Raw genomic sequence first — 15,304 nt, 5'->3', positions numbered from 1 at the left:
TGACGCGATGAGGGCGGGGAGGAATGCCTTGTGGCATGGATAAAAATGGCAGCTTTGGCGACCGCGCGCGCGATGCTTCCGGCAGCCAGCCGGGGCATGCGATGCCGAGCTTGACGCGCGAGGCCGGGGAGGCGCTGGCGGCGTTCCTGCTCGCGCCTGTGCCGAGACGGGAAATCCCGCCTGTGATAAAACGCGCGGCGGGAATAAAAACCCAAGCGGCCGGAGTTTTTTTATTCGGCCTGTTTTTTCTAGTTCTGGGCGGAGTTTTCACATGGATCTTTTTCCCATACAACCTGCACCGGGACTGGCAGCTTGACAGAAGCCACTTGGTAACGACCGGACGCGTCTCGGAGGCTGAAAAGAGCAATATGTCGATAAATGAAACACCGGTTTATCGTTATGCCTTTGAGTTCACGCCAAGTGAAAGCGGCGAGGTCGTTCAAGGCGTGTGCTACACAACCGGGCGGACATGGAACAAAGGCGACAAGGTGGACGTATTATACATTGGGGGAAATCCATCCACCGCGCGCATTCAGGATTCCCGATTGAGCATGGGTTCGGCGGCCACCTTGTTTGTCCTGATTTTTCCACTCGTCGGCGCGATCGTGGTGGTTGTTGCAATCCACGCGCCCTTGCGGCGGCAGTGGATGTTAAAAAACGGCATGGTGGGTGAGTTCCGCGTGCGCAAAATCGTTTCCACAAATGTGGAAATCAACAAGCAGCTGCGTTATCGCGCCGAGTGCGAACGCGTTGATGATGCGATGGACGACGGCGTTTATTCATACGCATCGCACACGCCCGGAAAAATAAAATATCTGCGCGCGCTGGAGTCCTCGGGACGCGCGGTGTTCGGCCTGTATGATCCGAGGGATCGCGGCGCAAAACGCCGGAAGCTGGAACTGCCCGAGGCGTGGTTCATGTGAGCGCCCCCTTTTTCGGGGCCGGATGCGATTTGCGCGCGGTTGCGAGTGGACACGGCTCGACGGCGATTGGTAGGTTTTGCGTCATGGTTGATCCGAAGATTCTTGAGACGTTTCCCAATCCCGCGCCCGTGCGCGATTATGTGATCGAGCACACGCATCATGAGTTTACCTCGTTGTGTCCGATGACGGGACATCCGGATTTCGCCGACATCACGGTGCGCTACGTGCCGGACAAGGTGTGCGTGGAGTTGAAATCGCTGAAGCTGTATTTCCACGCGTTTCGCAACGAGGGCAGTTTTTTCGAGGCGGTGACCAACACGATTTGCGACGACCTCGGGCGCGCGATGAAACCGCGCTCGCTCACGGTCGTTTCACGATGGAAGGCGCGCGGAGGGTTCACGTCGATCGTGACGGCGGAGTGGAGCGCGAAAGGTGGCAGGGCAAAACGCCCGCGCTGAATTAATTCGGCCCTAAAAAAGCATCGAGGGTATCGATGCTGATTTTTTTGGACTCGCATGGGCACAGCCGTTCACGAAGAAGTCGTTGCCTTTGTAATTCGTCATTGTCCTATGAAACCGCATCAAATGCGCCCTCGGAAAATGTTCCGCCGCACCTGGGACATTTCGCTCCGGTCAGATTGAATGTGTCGCGCAGATTGGACGAGTTGCATTTACCACACGCCATCCCGTCCCTGCCGGGGTCGAGCAGCGTCGTGTGTCCGCAATCAAGGCAAAGGTGAGCGGGCGCGTTTCCCGAATGTTTGTTGATAAATGCGTCGAGCATTTCATCGGTCGCGGAACTTCCCAACGCCTGCTTCGCCACTTCGCGCATGATGTCCTCCCTCGCCGGATGATAACAATAGGTGCGCTTGCCCGGCGGATGCTCGACATACGGATTGCCCTCATCCCAGCCGCTGATCGAGAAGCCGCACGAACCGCAGGAAAACTTTAGGCTGAACGCCATTTCACATACATTCGTTTAATTTTCATTCAACCCGTTCGGAGCCTCCGTGTGCAGCCGTTTTTTCCAAGTGCGCTCCAATGAGATAATTTCATCCGGGGGCATGTCGGGGGAAACACGTTCAACTATGCTAAATTGAAAATTTCTTGGATCGCGATTTTTCAACAGCTTATTCCCCCCATGTCCACTTTTGGCATAATTAAGCCATCTCCCGTATATATTAAATTCGCCATAAGCCGAGCCCACGTAACCTTTGCCGTCTGATTTATCGAAAATATAATATACACCGCGCCACTGGGCCAGTGCCACCCGCCATTGCTGCGGCAATGCCTGCAATTCCTGCCACGACAGGTTGATTTCGCGCCATTTTGGAACGGGTTTAAGCAAGGCGCTTTCCTCCAGTATGGACACAATGCGCATGTCGTTTCTATGAGCCCGCCTCCACCACGAACGCTCGGGCGGCGTCCAGGCAATTGTCAATTTGCCATTCCAGTCGGCATGAATGCCGGTGGGTTTCAGGTTAAAATACAGTAGTGACGGATGATTTTTATCTTTTTGAAATCCCGCCATTCCGAATCTTTCGGATAGCTCCTTAAACTCCGCACGACTCCAAAATTGCGCATACGACAGTGGCGTCGATGATTCAATTTTGTATATCCCTACAAACAAAGCCCGGCCCGGCTTGTGACCAATAAAAGAGGCTATATATCCGGAGCCCGTCAGCCGCGCCATGGCCTTCTCCAAGGGAATGGGCTGCGTCGCTTGATATGCGTCGAATAAATCATGCCGCTCCGAGGCGATCCAAAGAAAAGCCTTGTTGAGTGCGGGCTCGTATGGACGATGCCGCAACATGATGACATGGCTGGGATCGATGTTATTTTTTATCAGTAAATCATTAAAATTCATGTTTTTATTTTATACTATAAAACAAAAAAACAATGGGTTCGCGCAGGACACCCATTGTCTTGGTTAAAACGAATTAAACTGGACTATTTTTTCTCCGGCGTGCCGCAGGCGGCGCAGCCGCTTACGAAGAAGTCGTTGCCCTTGTCGTCCACCAGGATGAACGCGGGGAAGTCTTCCACTTCGATTTTCCAAATGGCTTCCATGCCGAGTTCGGGATACTCGAGGAGTTCGACTTTTTTGATGTTGTCCTTCGCAAGGATCGCGGCGGGGCCGCCGATGCTGCCAAGGTAGAAGCCGCCGTGTTTTTTGCACGCGTCGGTAACGGCCTGGCTGCGGTTGCCCTTGGCGATCATCACGAGCGAGCCGCCGTTGGATTGGAAGAGGTCAACGTAGCTGTCCATGCGGCCCGCGGTCGTGGGGCCGAAGCTGCCGGAGGCGTAACCTTGCGGCGTCTTGGCCGGGCCGGCGTAGTAGATGGGGTGCTTTTTGATGTAGTCGGGCAGGCCCTGGCCGGAGTCGAGGCGTTCCTTGAGCTTGGCGTGGGCGATGTCGCGGCCGACGATGATGGTGCCGTTGAGCGCGACGCGCGTGGTGACGGGATATTTCGAGAGCGTGGCGCGGATGGCGTCCATCGGCTGGTTGAGGTCGATTTTGACGATGTTGTCGTCCTTGAGAACGCGCTCGCTTTCGGGGATGAAACGACCGGGGTTGGTTTCCATTTTTTCGAGCCAGATGCCGTCCTTGTTGATCTTGGCCTTGATATTGCGGTCGGCGGAGCAGGAGACGCCGAGGCCGACGGGGCACGAGGCGCCGTGGCGGGGAAGGCGGACGACGCGCACGTCGAGCGCAAAATATTTGCCGCCGAATTGCGCTCCGATGCCGGATTGCTGCGCGATTTTGAGAATCTTTTCCTCCATCTCAAGGTCGCGGAAGGCGCGGCCGTGCTTGTTGCCGGTGGTGGGGAGCGAGTCGTAGTATTTGGTCGAGGCGAGCTTGACGGTTTTGAGGCAGGTCTCGGCGCTGGTGCCGCCGATGACGAACGCGAGGTGGTAGGGCGGGCAGGCGGCGGTGCCGAGCGATTTCATTTTCTCGGTCACGAATTTTTCGAGCGATTTCGGGTTAAGGAGCGCCTTGGTTTCCTGATAGAGGTAGGTCTTGTTGGCGGAGCCGCCGCCCTTGGCGACGAAGAGGAATTTGTATTCGGAGCCGGGCGTGGCGTAGAGGTCGATCTGCGCGGGGAGGTTGGTGCCGGTGTTGACTTCCTCATACATGTTGAGCGCGGCGGTCTGCGAGTAGCGGAGGTTTTCCTTGGTGTAGCACTCGTAAACGCCCTTCGACAAAAATTCGGCGTCGTCCGCGCCGGTCCAGACTTGCTCGCCCTTTTTGCCGACGATGGTGGCGGTGCCGGTGTCCTGGCAGAACGGGAGGATGCCCTGCGCGGCGATCTCGGCGTTCTTGAGCATGGTGAGCGCGACGTAGCGGTCGTTGGCCGAGGCCTCGGGGTCTTGCAGGATGGCGGCGACTTGCGCGAGGTGTTTCGGGCGGAGCATGAACGAGCAGTCGTGCATGGCCTGTTGGGCGAGAAACGCGAGCGCCTCGGGCGCGACTTTCACGATCTCCCTGCCGTCGAGCGTGGTGGTCGAGATGCCTTCCTTGGAAAGGAGGCGGTATTCGGTTTCGTCCGCGCCGAGCGGAAATGTGTCTTGGTAGAAGAATTCAGGTGTGGCCATGGGATGAATGCGGGAGGGAATGAGAAGTTTGATGAATGTGCGGGTGTGGATGGTGAGAGGTTTGGGCGTTTTGAAAAGCTGGAAAACTAAACGAAAGGGCAAACGTTTGGGAAGGGATAAAAAACACACGCAAACGATCCGGCATCACAGTTGCCCCAAACCGTCGCAAACAATTCGGTCAAAAACAAAAGCCGCCCCATGAAGAGCGGCTTTGGCCGGAAAAGTGGTGGACCCTATTGGAGCCTTCAATTTCCCTATGAGAGCGTCTCCTGGTTTGCGTTTGGTTTGTGTTTTGCCGGATTTTTTTGACAAAAAATTCGGACCATTCCAGACCCTGCGCAACTTCTTTCACCAACTCCAATCGGCATCGTGGTCGCGGAGGAGCGGGACAGTCTCAATAAGAATTCCGCAGTTTTAATGCTAAAAATCACCTCATTTGAGGCAAGCGATACTATCGCCTGTTGAGTGACTCGGGCGTCCAGCACGAGTCCCCGCAACTGGTGTTTATTGTCCTTTCCCCGCTCCAATCCTACCCTCATACACCTGTTTCCAACCAACAAAACCACAACACCGGATCTTCCTCCCTCCATCTCCTCACCCCATTGCACTAACTATTGGCCACCGGGTCTGCTGATTCGCTAATCTATTTATTTTTAGAATGTTCTATAACGAATTAATGGCCGGACTTTCGCCTTTTCGACCTTTATTAGCCCAGACTTTCGAGTAACAAAAAAGGTGCCTCAAAAATACCCCGGTTCACAACGCCGTCGCTGGCAAGCGCGGCAGGGTGAGGTTGCGCTGCGAGAGGATTTCAATGCTTCATAACGCCCGCAGTTTGCTGCGCGGGCCGGTCTTCTCGTCAGTTTTCCGCATCCACGCCTCGTATTCGCTGAAGGGGATGCGATAGGGCTTTCGCCCAAACACAGTTTTGATTGAACGCGCCTTGCAATGGTCGGAAATGAAATGCGGGTGTCTGCCGACGGCGGCGGCGAATTCCTTCACCGAAAAAAACCCACGCGCCTTTCCGGCCTCGCGCGCGAACAAAGCTTCGCGAGCGTCATCTGGAATGACGTTCGTGAGGGGTTTTGTATTGGTATTCGCGTTTGCCGCGAGCCCAGACAGAACCGCCTTTATCTCCGCTAGGTCCGCCTTCATGGCTCGCCACTCTTCGGCGGGGATGCACACTGTGCCTTCGTCAGCTATTTGCCGGCGCTCCCTTCTGGCGTGATTTCAAATTCTCCTGCTCCGAAGACGGTTGATGGAGTTGCGGCTCCGGGATCGACGATTTCAACTTCAACCGCTCCGCCTTTCGGGCGGCCTTCTTTTGAGCCTTGGCTTTCATCACCTCCTTCTTTTTCTCCGCCTCTTTTTTGCGGTCAGCGGCCCATGTTTTTCTCGGCGGGCTGTCGGGTGCGTTGACACGGTTTTCTTCATATGCGTTTTTCGCGCGGGTAAACTTCACCGACTTTCGTTCCATCATATTGCGCATGATCACCTCCACGCTGCTATCGACCTCGCGCCCACAATGAGGATTCTTCCTCGCAAAGTATATTACGCTGTTGAGCTGAAGGATGTTCTTGTGGCGCTGGGTAGTGCGCTTGTCCTCGTTGGCCTCATCGGTGTCGTGGACGACCTTGGCGATTGCGTCCTTGATTTTGGGTGCGGTTGGCCCCGCAGGCCCAGACAGCTCGAAGGCTTTCTTCAACACAATCGCCCGCTTTTTCTGAGCCACCTCGGCAAGCTCGCACGCGGCCTTCACGTTTGACCACATCTCGACTTTGCTAATGAAGGCGGCATCAGGGACGGGAGCGTGGTGAAGCTCGTCAAGGAGGTTTGTCACAACCTCCCCAGCCTTCAGGTAATTGCGCGTTTGAACGGCCTGAAACTTATACTCGCCGAGGCAAAATGCTTCGATGGTATCGTAGAATGGCCGGTAGCAGCCGGATTTTTGAATTGCGAAGAGAACCCGGCCGAGGCCGATGCATTTGGAAAGCAGAAGGTGAATCTGCAATTGGAAGAACTGGAAATCCTGTCCTTCGGTTGTTGTGGTGGTGCTGTGCGCATGAGCGTGTGAGTTCATGACCATGTAAGTATGAAAAGCTTCCCGCAAAATCCAAAAGGTTCCTTTCAGTTTATTTTCCTAATTTTTTGAGCCACCAATTATCCCGTTCTTGTTACTCCAAGCCTCCCGATCTCGCATCACCCAATGCCTCACCCCCCTGCGTTGACATTCTAAACGCCAGTGCCTCCGAGCAGCCCGATGGTTTCAGCGCAAACTTTCGCGCCCACTTTAGATTTTTAAATGTTTAAGCCCCTCGGGAAATCGCTCCGGCGGCGAATCTGCACATGTTCGTTTCCCCGCGACCGACAACACTCGCCACTTGAAGCCGTTCCTTCGCCTCGGCATCTCCTCTTCGACGCACATCCGCTGTTTTGCACTTTCCTCACTCCAAGCATCCCCTCATACATTTTTCACACTCGGTAAAGATCCTCGGAGCAAGCCAGCTCCGATGGGCATTTGAACAATTTCGCCAACGCTCACCCGCTAATATGCAAATAACGCTCATGCACGCTCAGCCAACCAAGCCGGAGCAAGCTGCCGGGATTATTTGACTACCCTTTTAACGCCTCCTAATTCCACCCCGTCTGGCAAACCATGGCCAATCTCGCAGCAGCTCATAAAGGGTATTTTTACCAAGACATCGTTACCGCTTATTTTCTGGCACGCAGCTTGGTGGAGCGAGTGCAATCTACAACAGTGGATGCGAAGTTTCATGCCTACGACCGTTTCGACGATCTGTTGAGCGTAATGGATGACGGAACCAAAGTTCGCCGACAATTCAAACACAGCGAGTCGCCGAAGGCATTTGAACGGTCTTTCCTTACCAGCGATTCCTGCGACCTTCGCCTCGACCAACTAATAAAGTCCTGGCTATCTGATCCCGCAAAGGTTCGCGCGACGGAGTATCGGGTTTGCGTCACATGGCGCATTCCTAATGCAAAGGATGACCGGTGCCTTCTTAAACATTCCACCGCGCCAAGTTCGTTTGGAGGCCAGAGTTCCTGTTTTCAACTTGATGTTGACGTCATCTGGCCGAAGCGAGGGCAACCCCAGTTCAGGTGTCTGAAGAACACAAAGCGCGCCGCTTTTGTGGCATTCGCCAAACGCCTGATCATCGAATTAGAATGCCCACGGGCGTCGCTCGATCTAGACCACGCCGGTCCGATGGAGCAATTGCTGCTAAACGTGCTGGGGGATCGCGTTGGCTTCGGACGTTATCCAAACCAGCAACGAGGACCGGTCGAGGCTGCCGCGCAACTCATCCTCCTTGCTTACAAAACCCGCGGAACTGACTTGGCTCGCTCGACTTTGACTCCGGATGTGGTCATAGCGGAGCTTGGATTGATTACCGACTACGGTCGGATCTCGCAGCAATTTCCGTTCAATGCAGGCGTCTTCGTCTCGATGCCCGAACTTCGGCGAAAACTTAACGAAAAAGTTAAGGCAGGAGGGATCACTGTGCTCTCCGGAAAACCTGGTGCCGGCAAGTCATGGGAATTGACCGATCTCATGAAAAAACTGCGAGCACGAAAAGTAATCGTCGCTGCGCACTATTGCTACCTCGAGCCCGGCGATCCGCTCGTGCAAAGTCGGATCACCTTGAATACCTTTTACGGCAACCTAATCGCCGAGATCGTCGATGCGGTGCCGGAGCTGAGCGAACGCAATCCGACGCGATACGCCGCTGGACCGCAAGAGTTGCAGGCGTTGCTCGATGCCGCAGGTGCGATGAATCCCGCGCCACGGCTGGTTGTGATCGTTGACGGCCTTGATCACATCGCCCGGGTGCTTCGCGATGCGCGGACGCTTGCCCCAGCGGATACGCAGATCGCGCGAGACTTGTTGGCACTGAAGCTTCCCGAGAATGTCAGCGTGCTTGTCGGCTCTCAGCCTGGAGATCACATCACACAACTCGCCCGCTCGGGCACAGTCCTGTCGGTGCCGGATTGGGAAGAACCAGAGGTCGAAGCGTTCCTCGGGCGGATTCCGTTGGGCAAGAAATTAAAGGCACAGTGTTGTCGGGATGACGATCGGAGCGCACTCATTGCCGAATTAACGCGGCGCTCACAGGGGAATGCGCTTTACTGCACCTACCTCTGCCGAGAGCTGGAACGCCGGCTTGAGGCCAGTCCTGGCGCGGAGCCATTGACGCTTCTCCGTGTTCTTCCGGCAAATGAAGGCAAGCTCTCCACTTACTACGAATTTTTGCTCGACAGCTTGGATACTGGCGGACGGTTGGTGGGCGAGGTCATGGGCCTGATCGACTTTGGGATCACGCCCGAGGAATTGCAGGAAATTTTCCCTCTTTTCCGTGGCCGCATCGAGGAATTCCTCACACAACTCGCACCGATTCTTGAGCGGACACGCGGACAAGGCGGGCTGCGTATCTACCATGAAAGCTTTAGACGGCACCTTTTCGAAACGGCCGCCACCAAGGCGAACGGCCTTGCCCCGAGCCTAAAAGACGTAATTGCTTGGCTGGATGGCAAAGGCTTCTTGAGCGATTCGCGGGCGTTCAGGTTTTTGCTGCCAAATCTTGTCCGCGCCGAACGAGCTTGCGAGGTATTCGATCGAATTGACCGCGACTTCGTCGTGAAAGCTGTGGCGGAGGGCCATCCCACTGATGCGATCGCGGCAAACTTGGGCGTGTATTCCCGCGTCGCATCGGACGTTAAAGACTTCCCTAAACTGGTTCGTGCCGGTGAACTCATTCGCGCGCTCGGAACATGCAACGATAATCTCAACGATGTTTACGAATATGGCACGACCTACGCCGCGATTTTCGGGGCCGACAACCTTGCGCAGCGTCTATCCTTTGACGGTGCGCCGACATTCGATGTCTCGGAAGGCCTCAAGCTCTGCTCATTTTGCGCAGATGCCGGCGTTAGTCCACCATGGCATGCTTACCTCCGCAAACCGCGCCCCTCCGAGGAACAGCAGGACATGCGAGCAGAGATGGCTCGCTTCCATGGCCGTGCGCGCACGGGCGAGGGTGATCGCCTCCGTGCTCGGTTGGTCGAATTCCTGGGTAAAGCCGGCGACGACGTTGATTCGGGCTACGTCGCTGGCCTCGCGCGCCGGTGGGCAGAAGTGGCGGGAGCCGACGACCTGCCGCACCTAACGAAAGAGTCTAAATGCAATGTAATCATCGCTGAAATCTTCGACCTCGAATTCGCGCGGCGCACGTTGAATGCGCAGAACCGCAAGGCTGCAGCCACCCGCGTCGCGCGCCGCACCACCAGTGCCCACCGCGCCATCGAAGCCCTACGGCTCGGGGCTGACCCAAAGCTCCTGACGCATTGGACGAACGACCTCGGTAAATATGAGATCGGCGTGGGAGGCCGGGGAATCGGCAAGGGCGAGGCGCTACCGCAGTGGGTCCTCAGCGTTCGGATCGCCGCCTACGTCCAGCCAAAGCTCCTCGATGCGGAGGAAATTCGAACTCGAGGTTCGGGTTGGTATCGGAACTGGCTGGCATTCGTCATCGAACTCGCACGGATCGAACGCCGCGCCGTCCACTCGCCTGCGAATGCGGCCGAAGAAGTCGTTGACGCGTTCCGCGCATTGGCAACGGATGTCAACCCATTCAAAGGTTCACCGCGCGCCTGCGACCTTTACTTCGGGCGTGGCGCCATTCACGAATCGTTCGAAGTCGCCCTCAACCTCCTCCAGACCTCCGAACAATGGCGCTGCGTTATTGCGCATCTAAAGAAAATTTCCTCGGGCACGACAACATCGCTTCAACGTTCGAAATCTGGTCCACTTACTGCATACGCCCTGGTTGAACTGGTCGCACCGTTTGCGAGGCGCAAGGAGCTCCATGCGTCGATTCGACGCGAGATCGAACCGCTCATTCGAAACCAACACGATGGCGGACTCTACCACGAAATAGCGTCCGCCGAAATGGCGCTCGCCTCGCTTCTAATTACGATGGGCGATCGTGTGGCCGCGCTGGAGCATTGGAAAACCGCATGCCTCCATCTTTGCGCCTATGGGATGCGCAAAGATACCACGATCTTCGAACTACTCAACAGCATCGAGGGGCTTATGCGTGCTGGTAAGCCACAGTTGCTTGAACGGCTTGCGAAGCTGTTGCCCATGGTTCATGCCGTGATTCTTCACACGGACGGGAGAGAAACAAGGCATTCCGCTGGAACGTGGTTCAAGAGGCTGTTTGCGGTGGACGAGTCCTCCGCGGCGTGGCTGCTTGGGCGCTCAATGACGGATGACGGGGGGAGTTACGATTATCGGCTTGAAGACGGCCTCGTTCACTGGCTCGAAAACGTCAGCACGATGGACACGCGGTGGCGCTGCCGATTGGAACAGCTGGTTGAAGGCCCATCCGACGTCGAAGAAGTCAAACGGCGCCTCGGCCGGATAGATTTACTGCGTAACCAAAACCCTGCAGCATCCGGCCTTGAGTTTCAGTTGATGGCTGCAACTGTGCATGGCGATCCCGTGGAACACCCCCAAAAAGCCTACGACACACTCCTCCACTTTGCCAAAAAATCCGGATTCGTGCTTCCAGTCGGCGATCCGGATATCAGTCACCCCAAGCACAAGGACAACACGCCAGCCCTGCCAAGTGATTCGATCCCGCCAAAGCTCCGTTGGCAGCCACCCAAAACTCCGCTGGCATTGCTTCAACGTTTCCAAAAAGTTCTCCATGGGCGTGAGGTTTCCAACGAGGCGCTCTTGGACTATTGTAAAGTTCCGATGGTCGGATGGTCCGACAGCCATCGCCCTGAGATTGAGGAAATCCTCACCTTCATCGCCCGCTCGAACCGATTCGGCACTTGGGCCGACTTGCTCACGGGCCTTGGCAAGGCGCTGGAATCGGCTGGCAAGACCGAACTGGCTGCACATGCGCTGACGCTCGCATTTGCGGGTCATCGCGGAGGCGGAGGGTGGATGTCGTTTGGCGACGAAAACCACGAAGATTTGTTGATGCGTGCTTTTAAAAATTCTCGTCCCGTTGCATTGACCGTCCTCGCGCAGGAAATGATGCACCGCAATGGCGAGTGGGGCGTGACGCAACACGTCATCGGGTTCCTCGGACGCCACGACGATATCGCACTTGCCACTGCCATGTGGGATGAAGCGTGCGAATCCATATTGGTCCGCCTGCCCGGGCATGAGGCTGCGCAAGGCCCCTTCCTCTCATTCGAGCCGACTGCGGTGCCAACGTGGACACCCGACGATGCCGCGCTATTTCTTATTCTGGCTCGCATTTCCCATCCGGAACTTCGCCGCAAAACCACAGCACTCTGTGCCGCGGCGTGGCTAGTGCAGCGTGATCCTGCCAAATGCGTCATTGCTTTCCGCGAGATACTGAAGGCATCGCTTTGCTTCACACATCAACTATGGTTGCTAAACCTCTTGGAGCAGTTTGAGCCTACACCTTACGTCATCACTCAGGCACTCGTCGCTGAGCTAAATGCCTTCATTGCCTCCGGACGCTGCGGCACCGAACAACTCGCGTTGATGCTTTTAACCCGCGCGAGGGTCACCGTAAGCGGGAGACCTGCGCGAACGAAACCGATAGTGCCGACCGCGTTGCCATTAAATAAAATAAAAGCAATCATGTCACTTGACGTTCATGATGTCGTGCAGCGGGTCGCCAAATTTTGGCCGGAATTTCCGGAGCTCGTGGCGGGGCGGTTCGAAACTATAATGCGTTCCGATGAGTTGCATAAGGACAGGATGCAAGACCGTCGTGAGGCGCGCATGTCTATTTCGAGAAGGAGCTATCCTTGGGCAATGTTTCATGGATGGGAAAATGAACTCTTTACAGACAGCTTGAACGAGGTTCTGACGGGACTTGAAGAGCACTTATGGCTGAAGGGCGAGTGGGACGACCGTGTCTGGCTCGAAGTGTTGCCTTTGCTACTGCCACATGCGGAGATTCCCGCCCGTCACTACTGGAGCCGACGCGTTCGCCCGTCGTGGCCTCTTCCTGCGGCAATATCTAATGGCGTGCATCCAGTTCAATCTGTGCCGGACGGCGAACTTTCCGGTTGGAAGCGGATTGCATATTTCGAGACGTATTTCGCGAAGGAATCCAGCTTCGATGAAATCAAGTTGAGCACACGCGTGACAGCCGGGGTGATGCTTAATGACAAAATCGAGCCACTGCCGCAGAGAATGTTGCCTCTCCGTGAATCAAACAACTGGGATTGGAGGCGTAAGGCTCGACCGCTCTTCCCCTTGGGTGGTTTTTCAGGTGCAGTCGCCGGTCACTCATTGTTTGGAACTCCGTTCCAGTTTCACGAACTGCTCGGCCTGGCTCCTAATCTGGCCAACACACTGAATCTATCCGGACGCCCGGAGATTGGCCCGCTCGATCTTTTCGATGCTGACGAAAAACTGGCGGTGGCTTTTCGCTGGTGGAGATGTCGCCCTTTGGGCGACCATGGATTCGCAGACGAAACGCCCCGGCTATCGGGTGGTGCGTTGATGATGCGACCTGACATCTTTGAACAAATTCTTTCGGAAACCAAATTGCAGGCATTTGAAGTAACTTTGCTCCAAGCCGAAAATACAGAGCAGTTAATCGCCAAACACACAGCCTAAAGATCGGCCCCCGTTCGCGCCTCCTCGCCGTGTGCTACAAACAAACTTTTGATACCTGCATCGTTGAAAAAGGTTAATCCAACATAAAAACCTTGTCGTCTTTTACGGCTTTGTCGAAGACAAAGCTACACCGAAGCTGGCATGAATAGCGTGCAGGTCGATGAGGATTTTTCCAGTTCCCTTGCAAAGGCAAGCTGCTGCTTAGAAACGTGAGCTGAACGGAGCTGAACCAGTCCGCAGGTCGGAATCCTCGAGGTCGGCCTCGGTTTCGCCTCCCGTTTCGGGGGGGGCGTTTCGGCACCGGTTTCCGGGGCGGATGCCGCCCGGCTTGTTCGCCGCTTGGCACCCTGTTGAGGTTGAGTGCACCGAAGCATAGACGTGGCGGTGAACGTCATGATTGCTCAAATATAATGAAAGTTTGCGCACCTAACTCCTAATCATCTTAAATTTTTCTTTTTCGATGATATCGACGACTATTTCCGAAATTTATTGCCTCCGCCTTCAGGACAAATGTCCTCTCGATCAGCAGTTTATTGTTGTTAAAATTGGCACATCTGTCTTTTATTTATATGAAATTTGACATGCCATGTCTGTTTCAATGCTCCAACTATAGAAAATTTATGTCCCTGACTTTCGGCTCATCCAATCCAATCCGCTCCAGTAAAATCGCCCGTGCAGTCGCATACGGAAAACTGCGAAAAATTGCCACGAAGATTTACACGGACGACATGACCTCGCCTGTCGAAACTATCGTGCAGCGGCACCGCCTGGAGATTATCGCGCATTTTTATCCGGGCGCGGTGATCAGCCATCGCTCTGCAATCGACAACAAACTGTCACCCGCGGGCAAACTTCATATAAGCGTGCCGGACGCGGTGGCTCCCGTGCGCAAGTTGCCCGGTTTGGAAATCCGGCTTTGGCGAGGCCCGGCGGCGCAACCCGACGACATTCCGGTGGTATTTGGTGACAGCGAAAAGCTATTCACTGCAAGCCAGCCGCGCGCGCTTTTGGAGAACATGCAGATTGCGCGCGCGCGCGCCGGGGATGAACCAAAAATCCTCTCGAAATCCGAACTTGAGCACTGGATTGACCGCCAGATTCGCATCTTCGGCACGGTCTGGCTTGAACAGATGCGAACGCGCACAGCCGGACTGGCGGAGCGGCTTGGCTGGCAAAATGAACAGCGGGAATTTCAAAATCTGGCCGACGCATTGCTGGGGCGGCGTTCCGCCTACCGGCTCACAAGCGACCTTTCGCGTTCGCGCGCCCACGGAAAACCTTACGACCCCGAGCGGGACATTCTTTTCCGCAACCTTCACGCGCGCCTCGCGGCGGAAGCATTCAAGGAGCTGCCGGCGCCCCCGGCCCCGGAGTTCGACAACCGGGCCTTTTGGGAGGCGTATTTCTCGAACTTCATCGAGGGCACAAAATTCACCGTCGAAGAAGCGCAATCAATTGTTTACGCCGGCGCGGCGGCCGGGCGCCTGCAAAGCGCGCGTCCCGAGGACGCTCACGATGTGCGCGAAACCTATCGGCTTGCCACCGATCCCAATATCAGCGCAGCGGTGCCGGAAAGCCCGTCCGAGTTGATCGACCTCATAAAACGACGCCATGCCCGCATGATGGCCGGCAGGGCGTCGGTCGAACCGGGTGTCCTGAAAACGCGAAACAACGAATTTGGTTCGCGGGTGTTTGTCGCGCCGGAGCTCGTTGTTGAAACACTCGCGCGCGGATGGACGCTGGGACGCGCGTTGCCGTCGCCGGTCGCGAGGGCGCTTTACGTGCTGTTTCTCATGGCGGAGGTGCATCCCTTCAACGATGGCAACGGACGCATCTCGCGCCTTGGCATGAATGCGGAGCTGGAGGCGGCGGGCCGAATGCGCCTGATCATCCCCACTTCTTTCCGCAGCGATTATTTGACGGTGCTGGAGGCGCTCACGTTGCGAAGCGACGCCGAGCCCTTCATCGCGTTTGGCCACAAGCTCATTGAGCTAAACAGCCGCATGCCATTCGAGTCGTTTGAAAAAACCCACGAATATTTCCGCGGCACCAAGGCGCTCGACGAACACGCCGCTCCATTCGGCCTGCCGACGATTCTTGACTGAGGGCGGGCGGGTTCCGGGGCAATTTTGAATGGACAAAAAAATGCC

General features: G+C 55.8%; 9 protein-coding genes. 4 read left to right on the top strand and 5 right to left on the bottom strand.

The window, feature by feature from the left end; all coding sequences use genetic code 11:
* Positions 1-35: 35 nt before the first annotated feature.
* Both M2103_RS09035 and queF read left to right on the top strand, forming a co-directional pair.
* Positions 36-923, top strand: a complete 888-nt coding sequence (locus M2103_RS09035) for a DUF3592 domain-containing protein (RefSeq protein WP_277510066.1) — start codon at positions 36-38, stop codon at positions 921-923.
* Positions 924-1,006: 83 nt separating this feature from the next.
* Complete coding sequence (gene queF, locus M2103_RS09030; RefSeq protein ID WP_277510065.1) at positions 1,007-1,381, top strand: preQ(1) synthase; 375 nt, start codon at positions 1,007-1,009, stop codon at positions 1,379-1,381.
* A 109-nt stretch (positions 1,382-1,490) separates the two neighbouring features.
* On the opposite strand, the gene M2103_RS09025 is transcribed toward queF, so the two are convergent.
* The 5 genes from M2103_RS09025 to M2103_RS09005 all read right to left on the bottom strand — a co-directional run bounded on the left by M2103_RS09025 (position 1,491) and on the right by M2103_RS09005 (position 6,599).
* Positions 1,491-1,886 carry a hypothetical protein gene (locus M2103_RS09025; protein WP_277510062.1) on the bottom strand — a complete coding sequence of 132 codons (396 nt, stop codon included), beginning with the start codon at positions 1,884-1,886 and terminating at the stop codon, positions 1,491-1,493.
* Positions 1,887-1,901: 15 nt separating this feature from the next.
* Positions 1,902-2,789: a GIY-YIG nuclease family protein gene (locus M2103_RS09020; protein ID WP_277510061.1), complete on the bottom strand. Its 888-nt coding sequence runs from the start codon at positions 2,787-2,789 to the stop codon at positions 1,902-1,904.
* A gap of 83 nt (positions 2,790-2,872) precedes the next feature.
* Positions 2,873-4,519, bottom strand: coding sequence for a fumarate hydratase (locus M2103_RS09015; protein WP_277510060.1), 1,647 nt, complete (start codon positions 4,517-4,519; stop codon positions 2,873-2,875).
* An 819-nt stretch (positions 4,520-5,338) separates the two neighbouring features.
* On the bottom strand, positions 5,339-5,704 hold the full coding sequence (locus tag M2103_RS09010; RefSeq protein WP_277510059.1) for a hypothetical protein: 366 nt from the start codon (positions 5,702-5,704) through the stop codon (positions 5,339-5,341).
* Between the two features lie 10 nt (positions 5,705-5,714).
* Complete coding sequence (locus tag M2103_RS09005; protein ID WP_277510058.1) at positions 5,715-6,599, bottom strand: hypothetical protein; 885 nt, start codon at positions 6,597-6,599, stop codon at positions 5,715-5,717.
* A 576-nt stretch (positions 6,600-7,175) separates the two neighbouring features.
* Between M2103_RS09005 and M2103_RS09000 the strand changes: the two genes are divergently transcribed.
* Together M2103_RS09000 and M2103_RS08995 are read left to right on the top strand one after the other, a co-directional pair.
* Positions 7,176-13,154, top strand: coding sequence for an ATP-binding protein (locus M2103_RS09000; RefSeq protein WP_277510055.1), 5,979 nt, complete (start codon positions 7,176-7,178; stop codon positions 13,152-13,154).
* 620 nt (positions 13,155-13,774) lie between these two features.
* Positions 13,775-15,259 (top strand): Fic family protein, encoded by a 1,485-nt coding sequence (locus M2103_RS08995; protein WP_277510054.1) that lies wholly within the window; start codon positions 13,775-13,777, stop codon positions 15,257-15,259.
* Positions 15,260-15,304: the final 45 nt, after the last annotated feature.

Source organism: Ereboglobus sp. PH5-5, from assembly GCF_029504805.1.
Lineage (GTDB): Bacteria > Verrucomicrobiota > Verrucomicrobiia > Opitutales > Opitutaceae > Ereboglobus.
Note: the sequence above shows the minus strand (reverse complement) of the source record. Positions and strands in the feature narration are given on the sequence as shown.

Coding starts and splice junctions, on each gene's coding strand:
- M2103_RS09035 (WP_277510066.1), top strand. CDS start 36: ATGGATAAAAATGGCAGCTTTGGCGACCGCGCGCGCGATGCTTCCGGC.
- queF (WP_277510065.1), top strand. CDS start 1,007: ATGGTTGATCCGAAGATTCTTGAGACGTTTCCCAATCCCGCGCCCGTG.
- M2103_RS09025 (WP_277510062.1), bottom strand. CDS start 1,886: ATGGCGTTCAGCCTAAAGTTTTCCTGCGGTTCGTGCGGCTTCTCGATC.
- M2103_RS09020 (WP_277510061.1), bottom strand. CDS start 2,789: ATGAATTTTAATGATTTACTGATAAAAAATAACATCGATCCCAGCCAT.
- M2103_RS09015 (WP_277510060.1), bottom strand. CDS start 4,519: ATGGCCACACCTGAATTCTTCTACCAAGACACATTTCCGCTCGGCGCG.
- M2103_RS09005 (WP_277510058.1), bottom strand. CDS start 6,599: ATGAACTCACACGCTCATGCGCACAGCACCACCACAACAACCGAAGGA.
- M2103_RS09000 (WP_277510055.1), top strand. CDS start 7,176: ATGGCCAATCTCGCAGCAGCTCATAAAGGGTATTTTTACCAAGACATC.
- M2103_RS08995 (WP_277510054.1), top strand. CDS start 13,775: ATGTCCCTGACTTTCGGCTCATCCAATCCAATCCGCTCCAGTAAAATC.